Here is an 18327-nt window from a genome sequence, read left to right on the forward strand (position 1 = left end):
CATGAGCTTACTCGATATTAAAAACCTTACAGTCGAGTTCGAAACCGCCCATGGCATGTTCCGTGCCGTCGACGGGGTCGACCTCGAGGTAAATGAAGGCGAAATCGTCTCCATCGTCGGGGAATCCGGTTCCGGTAAATCCGTGTCTATGCTGGCCCTTATGGGACTGCTGCCCTGGACAGCGAATATCACCGCCGACCGGATGACATTCGACAACATTGACCTGCTCAAGATTTCGCAACGCGACCGCCGCAAGATCATCGGTAAAGACATTGCCATGATCTTCCAGGAACCGATGACCAGTCTGAACCCCTGCTTCACCGTTGGGTATCAGATCATGGAAGTCATGAAAAAACACCTGGGCGGCACCCGCAAGGAACTGGAAAAGCGGGCGATTGAGCTGTTGGGGATGGTCGGTATTCCGGCTCCGGAAAGCCGTCTCAAGACCTATCCCCACCAGATGTCCGGCGGGATGAACCAGCGTATCATGATTGCCATGATGATCGCCTGTAACCCTCGCCTGCTGATCGCCGACGAGCCGACCACGGCTCTCGACGTGACCATTCAGGCCCAGATTCTGGAGCTGTTGGTCGAACTTCAACAGGAAAAGGGCATGGCGCTCGTGCTGATCACCCATGACATGGGTGTGGTTGCCGAGACCGCACAGGAAGTCGTCGTCCAGTATGCAGGTCAGCAGGTGGAGCGCCAGCATGTTAAAGGGCTGTTCGATGCCCCGCAGCATCCTTACACCCACGCCCTGCTCAGCGCCCTTCCGGAACGCGTAACCGGTAACCGGTTGCCGTCCATTCCGGGCGTTGTCCCAGGTCTGCTGGACCGTCCGACAGGCTGCCTTTTCAATCCGCGTTGCCAGTTTGCAACGGAGCATTGCCGTCAGGTAGCTCCCGAAAAACACACAGGCGTGCTTTGCCACTACCCCCTTGTGGACGGCAAACCGACGGGGCATCCGGACTTCGATAAAGCGAAAGCAAGCGGAGGGAATGCATAATGAGTGCAGAAACTGTACTGCAAGCGAGCGACCTTCGCCGCTACTATGAAGTCAAAGGCGGACTGTTCAGCAAAGGCGGAACTGTCAAAGCGCTGGACGGCGCCAGCTTTAACCTGGAAGCCGGAAAGACGCTTGCCGTCGTCGGTGAATCCGGTTGCGGCAAGTCGACCCTGGCTCGTCTGGTAACCCTGATCGAAGAGCCGACCGAGGGTGAATTGACACTGGGTGGCATGGATGTCCTGAAGGCGCATTCGGCAGAAGACCGCCGGAAACTTCGCCAGATGGTGCAGATCGTGTTCCAGGACCCATACGGCTCCTTGAACCCGCGCCAGAAGATCAGCACGATCCTGGAGGAACCGCTCAAGATCAACACGAATATGTCGTCGTCGGAACGCCGCGAGGCCGTTCTGTCCATGATGTCCCGTGTTGGTTTGCGTCCGGAACAGGCGGATCGCTATCCGCATATGTTCTCCGGTGGACAGCGTCAACGTGTCGCCATTGCACGTGCGCTGATGCTAAAGCCGAAAATCATCATCCTTGACGAGCCTGTGTCCGCCTTGGACGTGTCCATCCAGGCACAGGTCCTGAACCTGCTGGCAGACCTGCAGGAAGAGATGAATTTGGCTTTCCTCTTCATCTCTCATGACCTGTCGGTGGTGCGTCATATCGCCGACGATATCCTGGTCATGTATCTGGGGCGTCCGGTTGAACGCGGAACGCGGGATGAGATTTTCGCCAACCCGCAGCACCCTTACACGCGCGCCTTGCTGTCCGCCACACCGATGGCCGACCCGCATCGCAAGCGGGAGCGGATCAAACTGACGGGCGAACTGCCCTCACCTTTGAACCCGCCGACCGGCTGTCCGTTCCACCCCCGCTGCCCACTGGCCAATGACCGGTGTCACAGCGAGGTTCCCTATCTGAAATCTGCCGGCGGGTCCGAAGTATCCTGCCATGCGGTTGAGGAAGGCCGGAACTGATCAAGGCTGACTAATACAAAGGCGGGCTCCAGGGCCCGCCTTTTTCTTTTTGGCTTACATTATTTGGCTTCAATCGCGTCCAGCGCCGCCCTGAATAGCGGCGATTCCGGTTCGTTTAGTCCCTCCACTACAGTGAAGTGATGACGCCCCGGCATTTCGACCCAACGAATATCCGCCTTTCCTTCCCACGCTCGCGCCAACAATGCGGACTGCCGATGAAATTCTGCGCTCTCGTCACCGCCAACGGCCAGGGTCACGGGCAGAGCATAGGCTGGTGACTTGTTCACCACACTGTTCAGGTCAGCACCGGCTTCTGTCAGTTCAAGAGCGCGGTTCATGCCGGTAAAACGAAGCGGCTCCAGGTCGAAAAGGCCGGAAATCAGGATCACACTCTTGATCAGATCATGCGGCAAGGAAGAAGCGCGCGCAGACCAGTCTGTTGCCGCCATCATCCCGCCCAGATGTCCACCCGCCGAATGTCCGGAGAGATGGATTCTCTGGTTGTCGTACCCCCATTTCTCCGCCTGCTTATACAGCAAGGCACAGGCGTCCCGGCACTGCTCTACAATCCGTTCGACAGGCACAGTAGGGCAAAGGCCGTAATTCGGCAGAGCGACCGCAACACCACTGTCGAGCAAGGCCTCCAGCAGGAAACCATGATCCAGTTTGTCCATTGCCTGCCAGTACCCGCCATGAATGAATACATGCAGAGGCGGTGTTACGCCGTCATGCCGGTCCGGGACAAATATGTCTATTTTTTCCAGAGGGCCGTCACCATAGGCGATCTCCGCCGTGCGACGCTCCCGAAACTTCTCCCCCCTGCTCCGCCATTCAGCAAAGATATCCATATGATCCGGCACCGCGGCGCGCGCACTGTATTCACGGTTCAGGGCCGCACGGGTGAAATCCTTATAGACAGTCTCTTCGGGATCTGTCGGACTGAGGTGGGCAAATCCCTCAACACTGACAAGCGCCTCCTGCGCCAGCATTTCCCTGTTCACAGAAACAACGAAATCAGGGATATTGCCGCCCAGAACCTCGCGAAACATCAGATCACGGGCAACGGGATCCTGGTCCCAATCCGCTGCGTCACGGAGTTGAACAGAAACCGTCTGGAGATGCGGCGGCATCGCGCCCTGCGCGGCCAGGGCCTTGCTCATGTTGATCAGGGCCTGACGCCATTGGGAAAGAAAATCCGCCCCCTGACCTTCCAGTCCGTAAACTTCGCCTGACCGTATTTCGCTCATAGTCTCGGTCATGTTCTATACCCCCAGATACCGATGTCCCAACTCGGGATCAGCCAACAGGTCCGAAGACGTGCCGGACCACGCAATCTGCCCTTTCTCCATAATGAAATGCCGGTCAGCAATCTTCGCAAGGGCGTCAATATTCTTGTCGATAACTAGAATTGACTGCTTTTCCGCCTTCAAAGCCTCCAGGCAGCCCCAAATCTCGTCACGGATCAGCGGTGCCAGACCTTCGGTGGCCTCATCCAGAATGAGAAGCTTGGGATTGGTCATAAGAGCGCGGCCGACAGCCAACATCTGCTGTTCTCCGCCAGACAGCGAATTCCCCATCTGACTGGCCCGCTCTTTCAATCGGGGGAACAGGTCATAGACGCGTTCCAGCGACCAGCCTTCCCGCCCATTACCCGTCTTGCGTGCCGTCGCCAGCAGGTTTTCACGCACCTGCAAAGTGGGGAATATCTGACGGCCTTCCGGCACCAACCCCAAACCGAGGCGTGCGATTTTGAAGGGCGGGCTCTTTTGAACCTCCCGTCCATCAAAGCAAACCCGACCGGCTTTTGGCGGTGTCAGTCCCATGATCGAACGAACGGTCGTCGTCTTTCCCATTCCGTTCCGGCCCATCAGGGTCACAACTTCCCCCGCCTTCACTTCAAGACTGGCACCAAACAGGACCTGGCTTGGGCCGTAGGCGGTTTCAATGCTATCAACAACCAGCATCATGCTTCCTCCCCAAGATAGGCTTGGCGGACTTGCTCATTATTTCGAATGGCATCGGGGGTTCCGGTGGCAATCGTATGGCCATAGACCAGCACGCTGATCCGGTCAGCCAACGCAAAAACCGCATCCATGTCATGTTCAACCAACAGCATGGTTACCTTGCCGCGCAGTCGTTGCAAAACATCGACCATGCTTTGCGATTCCTCTACCCCCATGCCTGCCATCGGCTCATCCAGCAGCAACATGACAGGTTTCATCGCCATCGCCATGGCAAGTTCCAACTGACGCTGCTCGCCATGCGCCAGATTTCTTACCAGTTCGTTCGCGCGAGCGGCCAGACCAACGGTTTCCAGGGCCTCGAAAGCCGGGTCCCTGAGTTCCTTTTGCTTGCGGGCCTTTTTCCAGAATTTGAAGCTGTGCCCTGTATGGGCCTGCACTGCCATGGCGACATTATCCAATGCCGTGAAATTAGGCAGCACAGAAGTGATCTGGAAAGAACGCGCCAGCCCCAGATGCGGGCGTTGATGCACCGGCATATCGGTAATGTCATGACCATCGAAGAGGACAACGCCCTCGTCAGGCGTCAACTCGCCCGATAACTGTGAGATCAGCGTCGTCTTGCCCGCCCCATTCGGGCCGATCAGGGCATGGATATGCCCCTTTTCCACCGAAAGGTTCAGGTCATCCGTCGCTTTCAGCGCACCGAAGCTCTTCCGAAGGCCTTTGACGTCAAGCATGATTTCCTCAACCATCTTCCGCCTCCTTGCCGACGAGAATCCCGTAGATACCGCGCCGTGCATAAAGAACGATGATGATCAGCAAGGGGCCGAAAATGAACCGCCAATGTTCCTTCATTCCGTCCAGACCGATCGCCTCCAGTCCCTGGGGAAGGAATTCCTCCATCATCAGGAAGGCGACCGCCCCGAAAACCGGGCCGTAAAGCGTACCGATCCCGCCCAGGATGACCATGACCATGATCTCACCGGACTTGCTCCAATGCAGGATATCAGGGCTGACAAATTCATTCTGGTTGACCATCAATGCCCCGGCCAAACCGGCCCCGGCCCCCGCAATGATAAAGGCCACCAGCTTGTATTGCATCACCGGGTAGCCTAGTGCCGCCATACGGCGTTCATTCTGTTTGCAGCCGCGAATAACCATGCCGAAGCGGGAATTCACCACCTGACGACATAGGAACAGGAAACCGATCAGGGCGACAAAACAGATGTAGTAGAAAGTGACATCATCATGCATGTCGAACCCGAAAAACTCGTTCCGGTCATACAGCACCAGCCCATCATCCCCGCCATATTGCTCCAGCGAGATGAAGAAGAAAAACAGCATCTGGGCAAAGGCCAGCGTGATCATAATAAAATAGACGCCACCGGTCCTCAGGCTGAAAAAACCGATGACCAAAGCGGCGACTGCGGCCAGGATAACAGACGCAACCCAGGCGAAAGGTGCAAAGTTGCTCCCCTCCATGCCGAAGATCGTGCTGCCGTCAAAACTGTGAAAAGCCAGAATTCCCGTCACATAGGCGCCAACGCCGAAAAAGGCTGCATGACCGAAACTGACCATCCCGCCATACCCCAGGATCAGATCCAGACTGATTGCAGCCAGAGCATAAATCAGCACACGGCTGAAACTGAAAACCAGAAAGGTGTGGCCGCTGGCTTCTGCAATTGCCGGTAACAAAGCCAGCGCAAGCAGGCTCAGGCCGACGACAATATTCTTGCGTGTTAATTTATCAGTCATGGGCCGGGAACAAGCCTTTCGGACGCCAGATCAGGACGAGCGCCATCAACAGGTAGATCGCCATGGATGATACCCCCGCACCAATGCCGTCGGCCTGTGCCGGGGGAAGGAAGAGTTTGAGCATGTTCGGCAAAAAGGCACGCCCCAGGGTATCGACAAGTCCGACGAATATTGCACCGACCAGCGCACCGCGGATGGACCCGATGCCGCCGATCACGATGACAACGAAAGTCAGAATGAGGATGCTTTCCCCCATCCCTGCTTCGATTGAACTGGTCGGACCGGCCATCACACCGGCCAGCCCCGCAAGCAATGCGCCAAAGCCGAAGACCAAGGTGTAAAGAAGGCGAATGTCAACGCCCAGCGCGCCAACCATCTCGCGATGGGTCGCACCGGCACGGATCAACATGCCGATCCGCGTTTTTGAAATCAGGAAATAAAGCGAAACCGCCACCAGCAGGCCAACGGCCAGCACCACCAGCCGGAAGACCGGGTACGGCACGCCGGGGATAATCTCAACCAGCCCCTGCAGCATTTCCGGTACGTCCATTGCAACCGGATTGCGCCCCCAGATCATGACGGTCGCTTCGTTAAAAAATAGGATCAGACCGAATGTTGCCAGAACCTGGTCCAGGTGATCGCGGGCATAAAGCTTTCGCATCACCAGGAATTCCATGACCATTCCAACAATCGCCGCAGCCGCCAGGGCAGCCAAAAGGCCCAGGAAAAACGATCCACTGGCCATGGAAACCGTGGCTGCCACATAGGCCCCGATCATATAAAGTGACCCGTGAGCCAGATTGATGACGCCCATGATCCCGAAGATCAGGGTCAAGCCACCGGCCAGCAAAAACAAGGTCACGCCGAGCTGAAGCCCGTTGAGCATCTGCTCCAGAAACAAAATCATTTGCGTGTACCGACAGGAAAAACAGAGATAGTGACAGCCGCAGCTGCCGGACGAACGGGTGACGCCAGTGGCGTCACCCTAAAGCACGTCCTTACATGCTGCAGTCTTTGGCATAGACGTCCATGTGATCTTTGAGGACCACGCCAACCGTCTTGTTCACCAAAGTACCGTCTGCCTGTTTCTCAACGATACGGCTGTACCAGTCGTTAATCGGGTGATTGTTCTGGGCAAATTTAAACTTGCCGCGGACTGACTCAAAATCAGCCTTTTTCAAAGCCTTACGCAAGCCTTCCTTATCCGACACATCACCATTCACAGCCTTCAGAGCACTGGCAATCAACTTGGCGGTATCGTACCCCTGGGACGCATAAACCGTCGGCACGCGATTGTATTTGGCGTTGAACCCGGCCAGGAACTTTTTGTTCGCAGCGTTGTCCAGGTCGTGGTTCCAGTGCGATGCACTGCGGACACCAACTGCCGCATCCCCGACTGCCGCCATGATTTTCGCATCCATGGACGGAGCCGCAACGACCAGCGGCGTCGTATCCTTGAAGCCACCCTGATCATATTGTTTCAGGAAGTTGATCCCCATGCCGCCCGGCAGGAAGTCAAAAACCATTTCCGGTTTTGCGTCACGGATCTGGGCCAGTTCCGCAGAGTAATCGGCCTGCCCCAGCTTGGTATAGACCTCGCCTACGATTTCACCACCAAACTCACGTTTGAAACCGGCAAGCGCATCGCGACCGGCCGGATAGTTCGGCGCAAGGATAAACGCTTTTTTGTAACCGAGCTGCTTGGCATAGGCACCGGCCGCTTCATGCAGCGTGTCATTCTGCCAGGATGCAACAAAGTAATTCTGATTACATTTCTTGCCCGCAAAGAGACTGGGGCCTGCATTCGGGCTGACATAAATTTTGTCTTCGCGCAGAACAGACGGAACAACCGCACCGGCCACATTGGAGAAGATAATACCGGTCAGAATCTCAGCACCGTCACGCTTCATGAAGCGCTCCGCCAGCTGTTTGCCCGTACCGGGCTTCCGCCCGTCGTCTTCGACCAGGACTTCAACGGGAACACCGCCCAGTTTACCGCCCTCTTCCTCGACGGCCAGCATAAAGCCGTCACGAACGTCCTGCCCCAAATAACCGGCTCCGGTCGACAAAGTGGTAACCATGCCAATCTTCACAGCATCAGCAGACAGTGCTGGTGAAGCCATTAATGCGACACCTGCTGCTACTCCGAGCAGCATTTTTGATAATTTCATTCTCGCCTCCTAGTTCCTCAGATCATTTTTATTATTTTAAGCTTAAACTATCCGATATCCGATATCGGCGTCAAGCAGTAGACGCGGCAATCATATCGGCTTGCGTGAGCGCTAGCCACTGCCGTGCATTGCCGGATAGCATTTTTTTCCTTTGTCCCAGAGACAGATAAGGGTTTTCCCTGATCAGGCGTCCCATCTGTTGCTCCCCCAGGGGAAAAGGATAGTCCGTCCCGAACATGACGCGATCCTCCCCCATAACATCCGCTAGCAGCTTCAATGCCCCATCATCAAAAACCGCGGAATCCACATAGAAACGGTTCACATAGGATGACGGCGGGCTCGGGCAATCCTGCCGTACGATATCCCGGTGCCGCCAGGCGTTATCCACGCGGCCCAACAAATAGGCAAAGCTCCCCCCACCATGGGCGAAACAGATGCGCAGACTGTCCGGCAGCCGTTCAAACGCCCCGGACAAGATCAGGGACAGAATGGACAATTGAGTTTCGGCCGGCATGGCGACCAGCCAGGGCAGCATATATTTGGGCATTCGATCCCGCGCCATCATATCCCAAGGGTGGACAAGGACGGCAGCCCCAACATCCGCACAATGCTGCAGAATTGTAATCAGCCCTTCGTCATCCAGGTTCTTGTCGCCGACGTGGTTACCGATCTGCACCCCCAGATGACCACAGGCCACGGCACGCGACACCTCCTCACAGGCCAGGTCGATATCCTGTAGAGGAACCTGCGCCAGGGCCCTCAGACGCCCTCTACCACGCTCACATAGCGCCAAGGCCGCATCGTTAAAGATCTTTGCACATTCCAAAGCCTGTTCGGCGGGCCGCTCATAGGCGAATAACACCGGCGTAGCACAAATGAGCTGCATATCCACGCCGTCACGATCCATCTCTTGCAGGCGAACGTCGGGGTCCCAGCAGGCAGCATAGACGGGCCGGAACTCCTTTTCCCCCATCATGACCATCGCCTTGCCCTCCCCCAGATGTTTCATCCAGGGCCAGTTCTTCGACCCAAAACGCGTCTCCAGGTCCGGCCAGCTTTCGGGAAAAAAATGGCTGTGAATATCGACTACGTAATCGCCTTCATACATATGCAGAATGCCTTTCCTAACCCACCAGTTCCGGTCGCGGCGCTTCCTTGCCCGGATGATAGGCACCGCAGGACTTGCATGTACGTAAATCCTCGGAGTTATAGAAATTTTCAAAAATCGGGGGCAGGTCCGTGACGATGTTCTGCAATGGCAACTCGGCACGATGCACCAGCTCATTGCATTCCAGGCAATACCATTCCATGGCGTCCATCGCGCCTTCGGGGCGCTTGCGCTCGATCACCAGACCGACACTGTTTTCTTCCGGCCGCTGCGGGGAATGGCGCACATGAGGTGGCAGAAGCATCATCTCACCTTCACGGATGGGAATATCCCTTGGGCCACCGTCTTCCATCACCCGCAGTATCATGTTGCCCTCAAGCTGATAGAATAGCTCTTCCAACGGGTCATCATGATAGTCGGTCCGCAGGTTCGGCCCCCCGACAACCATCACCATGAAATCGCTGTCTTCGAAGACCACCTGATTTCCGACAGGCGGTTTCAGCAAGTGGCGATGGTCGTTAATCCATCCCATGAAATTAAATGGAACCAGCGGTTTCATGGCATATCTCCCTGTCGATCTGTGTGATTATTCTTTTGCTTGCGGCTTATAGGCGACCGCTTTTATTTCAATCAGCAAATGCGGATGCGGCAACTGGTGCACGGCAACTGTTGTCCTGGTCGGCCCTGCCTCATCGAAATATTGCCCATAGACCTCATTGTAACCGCCGAAGTCATTCATATTCACCAGGAAGGCCGTGACCTCCACAAGGTCCTCCAGCCCGGCATCGACGCTGGCGAGGATATCCCGGATGTTCTCGATCACGGCTGCCGTCTGCGCGCGGATATCCAGGTTGGTCGTTCCCATCTCATCTACATCCACACCAACGAAGCTATTATCCGGGCGTCGGGAACTGGTGCCTGAAACATAGACAAAATCCCCAGCCCGCTTGACATGCGGAAAACGGCCTCTTGGCTTTGCCTTTTCTTTCAATAATTTGGATTCCATATCTCACCTAGAGCTTTATACAGATGTTGGTGGGTTCGGAGTAGAAATGCAGGGAATGCAGGCCGCCTTCCCGACCGATCCCCGATAGCTTCATACCTCCGAAAGGAGTCCGCAGATCGCGCAGAAACCAGGTATTCACCCAGGCAATACCGACGTCCATCTGACGGGCGACCCGATGTGCCCGCGACAGGTTCGTGGTCCAGACAGCAGCCGCCAGACCGTAGTCGCTGTCATTAGCCAGCCGAACGGCCTCATCTTCGGCATCAAAGGGCATTACATGGCAGACAGGGCCGAAGATTTCTTCACGCATCACCCGTGCCGTCTGGGGCAAGCCCGTCAGTACGGTCGGTTCCACGTAAGCCCCCTGGTCACGTTTATCGCCGAATTGCGGCACGCCGCCACCGGTCACGACCGTTGCCCCTTCGTCTCGCGCCAAGGCGTAATAACTCAAGACCTTGTCCCGGTGTCCATGACTGATCAGCGGACTGAAATTCGTCGTTTCGTCAAAGGGATCACCGGCGATCAACTCCTCTGCCTTTTGCTTCAGGGCCGCAACGAAGCGATCGAAGATCGGCCTTTCCACATAGACCCGCTCCGAACAAAGACAAACCTGTCCGCAGTTGGTGAACGTCGACCGCGCAACCCCGTCAACCGCCGCATCAAAGTCCGCATCAGCAAACACGACGGCCGCATTCTTGCCCCCCAGTTCAAAGGAGACCGGCTTCACCCCGCGGGCCGCCCCCTGCATGATTGCAGTGCCTGTCCTTGATTCGCCTGTGAAGGTAATCGCATCGACATCCGGATGGTTCACCAGAAACTCACCGGTCGCATCGGGACCGAAGCCATGCAGGATATTCAAAACCCCCGGCGGCAGACCGATGTCATGGGCGACCTCCGCCAGAAGCGTGGCCGTTCCCGGCGTTTCCTCCGACGGCTTGGCGACCACGGTGTTCCCACACGCCAGCGCCGGAGCAAGCTTCCAGGTCATCAGCAGCATCGGCAGATTCCACGGCGCAATCACGGCCACCACCCCTACCGGCTTCCTGACCGCATAGTTGATTGCACCGGCACCATCCGGCGTATCCATTTCAAAGCATTCCGTCGAGGCACCTTTCAACAAGTCTGCAAAGGCGCGGAAATTCGCCGCACCACGGGGAATATCCAGATTGCGTGCCTGTGAAGCAGGTTTGCCCGTATCGGCAATTTCGGCCGCAACGAAATCGTCGAACCGTGCCTCAATGCCGTCGGCAAGTTTGTGTAAGTAGGAAAGGCGTTCCTGCACGGGCATCTTTGCCCAGGGACCATCCAACGCCGCCTTTGCAGACGCAACTGCCCGATAGACAATATCCTGATCCGCTGCATAAACCACGGCGGCGCGTTCGCCATTTGCCGGGTTGATGCTGTCAAATGGCGTCCCCTCATCCAGAAAGGCGCCTCCAACATAGTTTCGGTATGTCGCGGTCTTGGCTGTCATTCGGATTTTGTCCCTGATTTAAAAAATCTCAAGCCAAGACTATATCGCCCAAAGGTATTCCTTTGTTATGACTAATCAGGAATTAGATATTCCACTTTGCTATAATAATTAGTTCGAGGCCTTTCATAGCCTCTACTCAAACAGCAGAAGAAGTTATGCACATATTATTGTTTTCTATATCAATTTCTTGAATTTAAGGATCGCCATCTCCGCCACAGCGGTGACGACCATTCCAATAACGACCCACCAGAAAGCACTTCCCCCTTCAGCCCCGGGAATCCCCCCCACATTGATACCCAGCAGGCCGGTCACAAAGCTGAGCGGCAGAAACAGGCCCGCCACGATCGTCAGGAAGTAGATCGTCTGGTTCATTTTTTCCGCCTGCCTGGAACTGTGGGTGTCGCGCAAAATCGCGGCGCGCTCCCGAAGAGCCTCCAATTGTTCACGCTGTCTTGCGACCATATCCACCACATGCCGCAGGCTGTTCCGGTCTCCCTCGTGCAGCCAGGTCAACTGCGCGTTGGCCAGTTTTGTGAGTGCCGCCAGTTGCGGGTCAATAAATCGCCGATATGCAACGACCTCTTTTCTGAGGTCAGAAATGGCGTCGCTGTCCAGATTATCATCATCCTCTTCCATAAGCTCAAAACGGTCTTCAAGAGTCTCTACGAGGTCTGTCAGTTCCTCTGTCAGGGTTTCGGTCAGCACCAGCAGGAAGTCCATGACTGACTTGGGGCCATAGCCCTTTTCGATGCTTTCACGTATCTCTGCAGCCGCATTTACCTTGTGGCGGCGCAGGGAAATGACCCTGTTCTCCGTCGCCCAGACCCGCAAGGTAAGCAGCTCCGTAGGGTCTGCGCCGACATTCCTGTTGACCGCCCGCAGGTTGAGCAGGACGCCATCGTTGAAAATGTCGCATCGCGGGCGTGTATCCTCCGCAAACAGTGCTTTTTGCACGGTTGGCGGCGTCTCCGGGATGCAATCGAGATATTCGACCGCATCAGCCTCCAACCGCATTAAATGCACCCAAAGAGGTGTTTTACCGTCGACATGCAAACAGCCCTGCAAGTCGTCAATCTCGTCACCTCGCCCCTTACCATCAAGCGTCCAAGCGGAAACAAGTGCGGTCATTTTCAAGCCCTTCCAACGAAGTAAAAACAAGAAAGCCTTTTCAATTCAGCATATTGCCGCAAAACCCGTTCAATCAGAAGATCGAATGTCTTGCTTTGACATCATCTTCATTCTCCTCAAAATGGACGAAAGAAGAATGTCAGGGGCATCGACAATGAATCTAACGGAAATCGTTAGTAAACTTTTGGACAATCAGGTGGTCGGAACGGTTGTCCTGATCCTTGTGGCCATTGCCATACGTCTGCTTGCGGAACGCTTCCTCGCCAAGCGCAGCAACGTGGAGGCGGAGCAGCGGCGGCGCACCATCTCAAACTTACGAAACGGCCTGTTCTTTATCGTTCTTATCGGCCTGATGTTTATCTGGGCCCCGGCCCTTCGAACCTTTGCCCTGTCGCTGACCGCCTTCGCAGTTGCGATCATCCTGGCGACTAAGGAGATCATCCTTTGCATCAGTGGCTCTCTGGTGAAAGCAGCCAGCCGGTCCATGCGGGTCGGGAACTGGATTGAGATCAACGGTACGCGCGGCGAGGTCGTCGACCAGTCCCTGCTCTCCACCACCATTCAGGAATTGGGCAATGGTACCGGCCACTATGACTTCACCGGCCGGACAATCATCCTGCCCAATAGCATTTTTCTAAGTTCTCCAATCGTTAACGAGCGCTTCTTCAAACGTTATGTCATCCATTCATTCCATTTGATGACGGACCCTTTGGACGATGTTGAGATCATAGAGAGATCAATGATTGATGCAGTTGTCGAGGAAATGGAGGAACATATTGAAAATGCCACCCGCTATAATGCTTTGATCGAAAAGCAGGCGGGCATTGATATCGTTGATCTCGATCCTCGAAGCACCCTGAGCATAACGAGTGATGGCAAGACCAAAATCACCATCACTGCATTCCTGCCAACGCTTCATGCCGTTCCAATCGAGCAAAAGGCCGTGCGGGCGGGCCTTTCGGAATTGCGAAAGCAAAGGATCGCGCAAGCTCAGGAATATGCCTCCCCCCTGCCTCAGTAACCAACCGGCCAGCATATGGATAGTCTTTCGAAACCCCGTCAGCTCAGTCATCCGGCAATCAAGATTCGGCATTTTGAAATTCTCCGTGCCGTCTCGGACAGCGGAAGTATTCTGGGGGCCGCGCGGAACCTGAACATGACGCAACCAGCGGTCACCAAGGCACTCCACAGCCTTGAATTACATCTGGGTTGCCAGCTTTTCACCCGTATGGCCCGTGGCGTCATCCCGACGGCAGAAGGTGAAATACTGATCCAGCATGCCCGCATTGTATTATCCGACCTTCGTCTGGCGGAAAATGACCTGATGGCTCTCACCAAAGGGCATGCCGGGCAGGTCCTGGTGGGAACGCTTCTTGCCGCAGCGCCGGTTCTGCTGCCCAAGGCTGTCGCCCGGCTTAAAGCCCTGCAACCGGGTATTCACATCCGGGTGACGGAAGCGACAAACGACAGGCTTTTCCCTGCCCTGCTGCAGGGGGAACTGGATATTGTCGTCGGCCGCCAATCCTCGTCCGATCCCCTTGAGGGACTGGAACGCGAAGTGCTTTATCAGGAAACAGTCCGGTTGGTCGTTCGAAGCGGCCATCCGTTACTGGGGCAACCGGACTGTCATTTAAGGGTCTGCTTGGACTTTCCGTGGATTTTTCCGCTTCCGGAAACCTCACTGCGCCGGCAACTGGAAAAAAGCTTCTCTGATAGTAGCCTGGAACTGCCACAGAATATCGTCGAAACCGTCTCCATTTTGATGAGCAGGACTTTACTGGCCGAAAGCGATTCCATCGCGGCGATCCCGGAACAGGCAGTTGCCGACGACGTCGAACGCGGCTTGCTTGCCTTTCTGCCAATCGACATGCCCACGGCGGTCGGCCCCGTCGGTATCACAAAGAGAAAAGAAAGACGTCTCAGTCGAGCAGCCGAGTCCCTGGTCGCCTGCCTGCATGACGTTGCGGCGGATATTTCTGACTAGACCGGCTCTTCGCGCAGCAATTCGGAAATCAGTTCCACCCCCGGCTCAATCCGCTCCACGGGTATCGACGATATCCCCAGACGAAAGAAATGCTTCGGCCCATCAGGTTCCGCGAAATGATCGACGCATGGTTCCAAGGCCACACCGTGATCGAGGGCCCTTTCGGCGAATTCCAGGGAATTCAGTCCCTTAGGCCCTTCCACCCAATAGCTTGTGCCACCAAAGGTCGGGGTTTCCGCCGCATTCGGCAGATATTTCGACAGGGCCTCACGCATCGCTTCCCAGCGTTCACGGTAAACACGCTGCAGTTTTGCCACCAGCGAATCGTAATGCCCCTGCGCCAGGAACAAGGCAGCAGTGCGCTGGTTATTGCTGGGAGGATGGCGATACATCAAACGCCGAAGCGCCCGCAATTCTTCAATCAGAGGAGACGGGGCCACGATATAGCCAAGCCGCAGCCCGGGAAAAAGGCTTTTGGAGAAGCTGCCCAGATAAACGACCCGCCCGTCCCGGTCCAAGGATTTCAAGGCCGGTGCTGGGTTGGAAACGAAATTGGTTTCCGGCTCGTAGTCATCCTCAATGATCAGAATGTCTTTGGCGGAGGCTTTTTCCAAAAGCGCTCGCCTACGCTCCATCGACATCGTAACCGTCGTGGGGAAATGATGGCTGGGCGTCACGAAGGCGTATCGGCAACCGTCTATGGTTTCATCCACCTGCATGCCGTCACCATCGACCGGGATTGAGCGGATTGACTGACTGTAAAGCCTGAAGATGTTTCTGGCGTCCGGATAACCCGGATTTTCAATCCCGACGCAGTCATCCGGCCGAACCAGCAGGGAGCTCAACAAATAGAGAGCGTTTTGCGCGCCCAACGTCACAAGGATTTCAGACGACTTGGCGGTAATACCGCGTCGCGGCAAAAGCCGGGTGCGTATCTGGTCGATCAGTTCTGGATCATCCTGGTCATAGGCATCCTGGGTCAATTCCTCCATGACCTTGCGCCCCATGGCCTGCCGGGAACATTCGCGCCAGGCGGCGATGGGAAACAGGGAGTAGTCCAACTGACCATAAAGGAAGGGATACGGCACATGCCGCCAGTCGGCCAGCTTGTAGGACCACTGCCGATAGGACATGACAGACCGCAGCCGCCCGCGCCAATCAACCGTAGACGTATCAGACGAAGAATCGGTTGTATCGCCGTCCCTTTCGACGCGCCCCTCCAGGATATCCGGGTTCACATAAAAGCCACTGCGCTCTTTGGCGACAAGATATCCGTCGTCAGCCAACCCCTGATAGGCCAGGACGACAGTGTTGCGGGAAACCTTCAATTGCTTGGCAAGCTTGCGGCAGGAAGGCAGCACCTCACCGGCAGGCAGGTTCCCGGCAAGTATAGAGTCCACCAGCATCTCCCGGATCTGGGCCTGGATGCTGACGTTGTTGCGCCTTTCAAGATGGAACAAGGTATCCCGCATATTGATCTCCTGCTAATGCGGGCAACTATAGTGAGCACCGCCACGATGGACAAATCCCTTATCCGGAATCATGGCGCGCCAATCAGACCTAATCAGGCTGGCCGTATCTTTTGAACCACGGAAATGCCCCGTCCCGGGAATCGAGCCTATGGGAATAGGTCATCAAATGCGTGATTGCTGCTCCCTCTCCGGAAGTAAGCGGCAGGACAAGGCGTTGATAGGGATAGACGGCGGGCGGGATGTTAAGGTCCACATGCCAAAGCAATGGCGCGTTTACAACGAGTGTTTCGCGCAAATCTTCATAGATAGCGTTCGCATATTCTTCCGGTGTTACACTTAAAACCGACTGACCGGTAAGGTCCTGCTGCGTAACGCTGGCGATATTCGACCCATCCAGACGGTATATAAAGTCCAGTGGCTCGGCCTGCACTTCTATTATACACAGGCGCCCAAGCTGTTCTTTCAGGTCCCAGGGATGAATGTCTGCCTTACGCGGCAAATCAGCGCCACGGCAACGTCCTTGCCAATAGGCCAAAATATCAACAACGCCTGGAACCGCATTTTCAATCGGCAGGCGGCATCGTTTGACCACATCGGAGTCAATTATTTGCCAGTTCGTCTGATTTGAGCCCATAAATATTCCGCATAACTCTGTATCCAGGCCATGCGCATTATGTTTTTGAAACCGTTGCGCGGCATTGTCACCCAAAAGGGTGCAAAATGGAAAATCTATTAGATGCAATTAATGATAAATACATTCCATTTTACTTAAGAGCGCAAAAAACAAGCGCCCTGACATAAGGATCAGGGCGCCCTCAACTTTCAGTTTTCAGGACGGTAGGTCAGTCGGCGGCAAAGCCCTCGACACCAAGCGCCCGCTTTGCGTTTGCACCACTTTCCATGAGCCGTTTGGACTGTTCCAGGAGATTCTGCAACGTCTCTTCAATTTCGGAGGTTGCACGGCTTGTCTGTCCGGACAATTGTTTAACCTCCCCGGCCACAACCGCGAACCCCTTACCGGCATCACCAGCCCGTGCCGCTTCAATCGTCGCATTCAGCGCAAGAAGGTTTGTCTGACGGGCAATCGCATCAATTTGCTTGGCAAACTCACCGATCTTTTCAATCTCGGTAGAGAGAAGGCCAAGCTCTCGTTCGAAAGTCTCAATCGCGTTCAGGGCTTGCTCCGCAGCGAGAGCTGTCACGGTCGTCATCATAAATTCCTATGTTGGAAACGTTACTCAGATACATCACTCTAGACGCAAGACGAACGCACAGGCAATCGAAGCTTTCACATTGCAGCGCGCTATTGAGTTAGATCAGAACAAATGCCCGCACAGACACAAAAAAAGCCCCGGGACTAACCCGGGGCTTTTAAAATCTGGGGTGGCTGATGGGATTTGAACCCACGACCCTCGGTACCACAAACCGATGCTCTAACCAACTGAGCTACAGCCACCATACGCTTGGGATTGCGGCAAATTCGCCGTCGCCCCCTGTGCAGACGCGCTTTTAATCCCATCGACGCGGCGCGTCAAGCATATGAAGTAAAAATTCTTAAAGCAATTTTCACCCTCAAGCTTTCCTGCCATTCCCCCTGGCAACGGCTCCTCCGGATCATCAAACAGACCATGAACGGGCCGCATTATTATATTGAATGCGCCGACACCATCACACTGCATAGAATTTCATCTACTGCCTATTTTTTAATCACAATCTACTGTACATTATTTATGCAAACACTAACTACAGTCTTTTATTTTCAATGACTTAAATGGATATCGTAAACTGGCACGACCCGTGCACATAAAGCGTCAGAAAATCAAACACCCCCTGCCGGACGCTGGTTGGAGGGAATTTTTGCGGGAGTAGATTGATCCAATGAAAAAAATCGAAGCGATCATCAAACCTTTCAAACTGGACGAAGTGAAGGAAGCTCTGCACGAAGTGGGTATCCAGGGCATTACCGTCACCGAGGCCAAAGGGTTTGGCCGACAAAAAGGCCATACAGAACTTTACCGTGGCGCAGAATATGTCGTCGACTTTCTGCCCAAAGTGAAGCTGGAGATTGTCCTGGATGACTCTCTGGCGGAACGCGCGGTGGAGGCAATCCAGAACGCCGCCCATACCGGCCGGATCGGCGATGGCAAAATCTTCGTATCAAGCGTGGATGAAGTCATCCGGATTCGCACCGGCGAAACCGGCAGCGACGCCATCTAATCAACAACCAAGCTTTTAAAGTCCAAGGGTAGCTAGCGCCTCCGCAGGGGGCTCACTTTACG

The 18327-nt window shown here is 55.1% G+C and carries 19 protein-coding genes and 1 tRNA gene; 5 read left to right on the forward strand and 15 right to left on the reverse strand.

All coding sequences use genetic code 11. The features are described 5' to 3' along the window. Position 1: 1 nt before the first annotated feature. Positions 2-1006, forward strand: a complete 1005-nt coding sequence (locus IF205_RS14005; protein WP_259779978.1) for an ABC transporter ATP-binding protein — start codon at positions 2-4, stop codon at positions 1004-1006. Beyond that, the gene (locus IF205_RS14010; protein ID WP_259779979.1) at positions 1006-1986 is read left to right on the forward strand and encodes a peptide ABC transporter ATP-binding protein; all 981 of its coding nucleotides are present in this window, start codon (positions 1006-1008) and stop codon (positions 1984-1986) included. Before IF205_RS14005 ends, IF205_RS14010 begins: the two co-directional genes overlap by 1 nt. A 59-nt stretch (positions 1987-2045) precedes the next feature. Here IF205_RS14010 and IF205_RS14015 read toward each other — a convergent pair whose 3' ends face one another. The 11 genes from IF205_RS14015 to IF205_RS14065 form a co-directional block, all read right to left on the reverse strand. Then, positions 2046-3245 (reverse strand): alpha/beta hydrolase, encoded by a 1200-nt coding sequence (locus tag IF205_RS14015; RefSeq protein WP_259779980.1) that lies wholly within the window; start codon positions 3243-3245, stop codon positions 2046-2048. A 3-nt stretch (positions 3246-3248) separates the two neighbouring features. Continuing rightward, positions 3249-3950, reverse strand: a complete 702-nt coding sequence (locus IF205_RS14020) for an ABC transporter ATP-binding protein (RefSeq protein WP_259783290.1) — start codon at positions 3948-3950, stop codon at positions 3249-3251. Beyond that, positions 3950-4702, reverse strand: a complete 753-nt coding sequence (locus tag IF205_RS14025; protein ID WP_259779981.1) for an ABC transporter ATP-binding protein — start codon at positions 4700-4702, stop codon at positions 3950-3952. The genes IF205_RS14020 and IF205_RS14025 overlap by 1 nt, the downstream gene beginning before the upstream one ends. Beyond that, complete coding sequence (locus IF205_RS14030) at positions 4695-5705, reverse strand: branched-chain amino acid ABC transporter permease (RefSeq protein WP_259779982.1); 1011 nt, start codon at positions 5703-5705, stop codon at positions 4695-4697. The genes IF205_RS14025 and IF205_RS14030 overlap by 8 nt, the downstream gene beginning before the upstream one ends. Beyond that, the gene (locus IF205_RS14035) at positions 5698-6612 is read right to left on the reverse strand and encodes a branched-chain amino acid ABC transporter permease (RefSeq protein WP_259779983.1); all 915 of its coding nucleotides are present in this window, start codon (positions 6610-6612) and stop codon (positions 5698-5700) included. Before IF205_RS14035 ends, IF205_RS14030 begins: the two co-directional genes overlap by 8 nt. A 91-nt stretch (positions 6613-6703) precedes the next feature. Continuing rightward, positions 6704-7876: an ABC transporter substrate-binding protein gene (locus IF205_RS14040; RefSeq protein WP_259779984.1), complete on the reverse strand. Its 1173-nt coding sequence runs from the start codon at positions 7874-7876 to the stop codon at positions 6704-6706. Between the two features lie 70 nt (positions 7877-7946). Further along, positions 7947-8984 (reverse strand): amidohydrolase family protein, encoded by a 1038-nt coding sequence (locus IF205_RS14045; RefSeq protein ID WP_259779985.1) that lies wholly within the window; start codon positions 8982-8984, stop codon positions 7947-7949. Between the two features lie 16 nt (positions 8985-9000). Then, positions 9001-9543: a 3-hydroxyanthranilate 3,4-dioxygenase gene (locus IF205_RS14050; protein ID WP_259779986.1), complete on the reverse strand. Its 543-nt coding sequence runs from the start codon at positions 9541-9543 to the stop codon at positions 9001-9003. Positions 9544-9570: 27 nt separating this feature from the next. Continuing rightward, positions 9571-9990, reverse strand: a complete 420-nt coding sequence (locus IF205_RS14055; RefSeq protein WP_259779987.1) for a RidA family protein — start codon at positions 9988-9990, stop codon at positions 9571-9573. Positions 9991-9997: 7 nt separating this feature from the next. Next, positions 9998-11464, reverse strand: a complete 1467-nt coding sequence (locus IF205_RS14060) for a 2-hydroxymuconic semialdehyde dehydrogenase (protein WP_259779988.1) — start codon at positions 11462-11464, stop codon at positions 9998-10000. A gap of 174 nt (positions 11465-11638) precedes the next feature. After that, on the reverse strand, positions 11639-12592 hold the full coding sequence (locus IF205_RS14065; RefSeq protein WP_259779989.1) for a CorA family divalent cation transporter: 954 nt from the start codon (positions 12590-12592) through the stop codon (positions 11639-11641). 154 nt (positions 12593-12746) lie between these two features. Here IF205_RS14065 and IF205_RS14070 point away from each other — a divergent pair, with 154 nt between their 5' ends. Together IF205_RS14070 and IF205_RS14075 are read left to right on the forward strand one after the other, a co-directional pair. Then, entirely contained in the window at positions 12747-13613 is an 867-nt protein-coding gene (locus IF205_RS14070) for a mechanosensitive ion channel family protein (RefSeq protein WP_259779990.1), read from the forward strand. A 15-nt stretch (positions 13614-13628) separates the two neighbouring features. Continuing rightward, positions 13629-14576, forward strand: coding sequence for a LysR substrate-binding domain-containing protein (locus IF205_RS14075; RefSeq protein WP_259779991.1), 948 nt, complete (start codon positions 13629-13631; stop codon positions 14574-14576). On the opposite strand, the gene pdxR is transcribed toward IF205_RS14075, so the two are convergent. From pdxR to IF205_RS14095, 4 genes are all read right to left on the reverse strand, one after another. After that, the gene (gene pdxR / locus IF205_RS14080) at positions 14573-16048 is read right to left on the reverse strand and encodes a MocR-like pyridoxine biosynthesis transcription factor PdxR (RefSeq protein WP_259779992.1); all 1476 of its coding nucleotides are present in this window, start codon (positions 16046-16048) and stop codon (positions 14573-14575) included. The genes IF205_RS14075 and pdxR overlap by 4 nt on opposite strands. Before the next feature lie 88 nt (positions 16049-16136). Then, complete coding sequence (locus IF205_RS14085; protein ID WP_259779993.1) at positions 16137-16682, reverse strand: PAS domain-containing protein; 546 nt, start codon at positions 16680-16682, stop codon at positions 16137-16139. A gap of 208 nt (positions 16683-16890) precedes the next feature. Further along, entirely contained in the window at positions 16891-17262 is a 372-nt protein-coding gene (locus IF205_RS14090) for a methyl-accepting chemotaxis protein (protein WP_311195695.1), read from the reverse strand. 165 nt (positions 17263-17427) lie between these two features. Then, positions 17428-17504 (reverse strand) — tRNA-His (locus IF205_RS14095). 422 nt (positions 17505-17926) lie between these two features. On the opposite strand from IF205_RS14095, the gene IF205_RS14100 reads away from it, so the two are divergent. Next, entirely contained in the window at positions 17927-18265 is a 339-nt protein-coding gene (locus tag IF205_RS14100; protein ID WP_259779994.1) for a P-II family nitrogen regulator, read from the forward strand. Positions 18266-18327 lie beyond the last annotated feature (62 nt).

This window comes from Aestuariispira ectoiniformans (genome assembly GCF_025136295.1).
In the GTDB taxonomy this organism is placed as follows: domain Bacteria; phylum Pseudomonadota; class Alphaproteobacteria; order UBA8366; family Aestuariispiraceae; genus Aestuariispira_A; species Aestuariispira_A ectoiniformans.

Bases quoted from the DNA above. Each gene is read 5' to 3' on its own strand.
- IF205_RS14090 (WP_311195695.1), bottom strand. From the start codon at position 17,262: ATGATGACGACCGTGACAGCTCTCGCTGCGGAGCAAGCCCTGAACGCG.
- IF205_RS14040 (WP_259779984.1), bottom strand. From the start codon at position 7,876: ATGAAATTATCAAAAATGCTGCTCGGAGTAGCAGCAGGTGTCGCATTA.
- IF205_RS14045 (WP_259779985.1), bottom strand. From the start codon at position 8,984: ATGTATGAAGGCGATTACGTAGTCGATATTCACAGCCATTTTTTTCCC.
- IF205_RS14070 (WP_259779990.1), top strand. From the start codon at position 12,747: ATGAATCTAACGGAAATCGTTAGTAAACTTTTGGACAATCAGGTGGTC.
- IF205_RS14035 (WP_259779983.1), bottom strand. From the start codon at position 6,612: ATGATTTTGTTTCTGGAGCAGATGCTCAACGGGCTTCAGCTCGGCGTG.
- IF205_RS14030 (WP_259779982.1), bottom strand. From the start codon at position 5,705: ATGACTGATAAATTAACACGCAAGAATATTGTCGTCGGCCTGAGCCTG.
- IF205_RS14050 (WP_259779986.1), bottom strand. From the start codon at position 9,543: ATGAAACCGCTGGTTCCATTTAATTTCATGGGATGGATTAACGACCAT.
- IF205_RS14100 (WP_259779994.1), top strand. From the start codon at position 17,927: ATGAAAAAAATCGAAGCGATCATCAAACCTTTCAAACTGGACGAAGTG.
- IF205_RS14005 (WP_259779978.1), top strand. From the start codon at position 2: ATGAGCTTACTCGATATTAAAAACCTTACAGTCGAGTTCGAAACCGCC.
- IF205_RS14085 (WP_259779993.1), bottom strand. From the start codon at position 16,682: ATGGGCTCAAATCAGACGAACTGGCAAATAATTGACTCCGATGTGGTC.
- IF205_RS14065 (WP_259779989.1), bottom strand. From the start codon at position 12,592: ATGACCGCACTTGTTTCCGCTTGGACGCTTGATGGTAAGGGGCGAGGT.
- IF205_RS14055 (WP_259779987.1), bottom strand. From the start codon at position 9,990: ATGGAATCCAAATTATTGAAAGAAAAGGCAAAGCCAAGAGGCCGTTTT.
- IF205_RS14020 (WP_259783290.1), bottom strand. From the start codon at position 3,950: ATGCTGGTTGTTGATAGCATTGAAACCGCCTACGGCCCAAGCCAGGTC.
- IF205_RS14025 (WP_259779981.1), bottom strand. From the start codon at position 4,702: ATGGTTGAGGAAATCATGCTTGACGTCAAAGGCCTTCGGAAGAGCTTC.
- IF205_RS14060 (WP_259779988.1), bottom strand. From the start codon at position 11,464: ATGACAGCCAAGACCGCGACATACCGAAACTATGTTGGAGGCGCCTTT.
- IF205_RS14010 (WP_259779979.1), top strand. From the start codon at position 1,006: ATGAGTGCAGAAACTGTACTGCAAGCGAGCGACCTTCGCCGCTACTAT.
- pdxR (WP_259779992.1), bottom strand. From the start codon at position 16,048: ATGCGGGATACCTTGTTCCATCTTGAAAGGCGCAACAACGTCAGCATC.
- IF205_RS14075 (WP_259779991.1), top strand. From the start codon at position 13,629: ATGGATAGTCTTTCGAAACCCCGTCAGCTCAGTCATCCGGCAATCAAG.
- IF205_RS14015 (WP_259779980.1), bottom strand. From the start codon at position 3,245: ATGACCGAGACTATGAGCGAAATACGGTCAGGCGAAGTTTACGGACTG.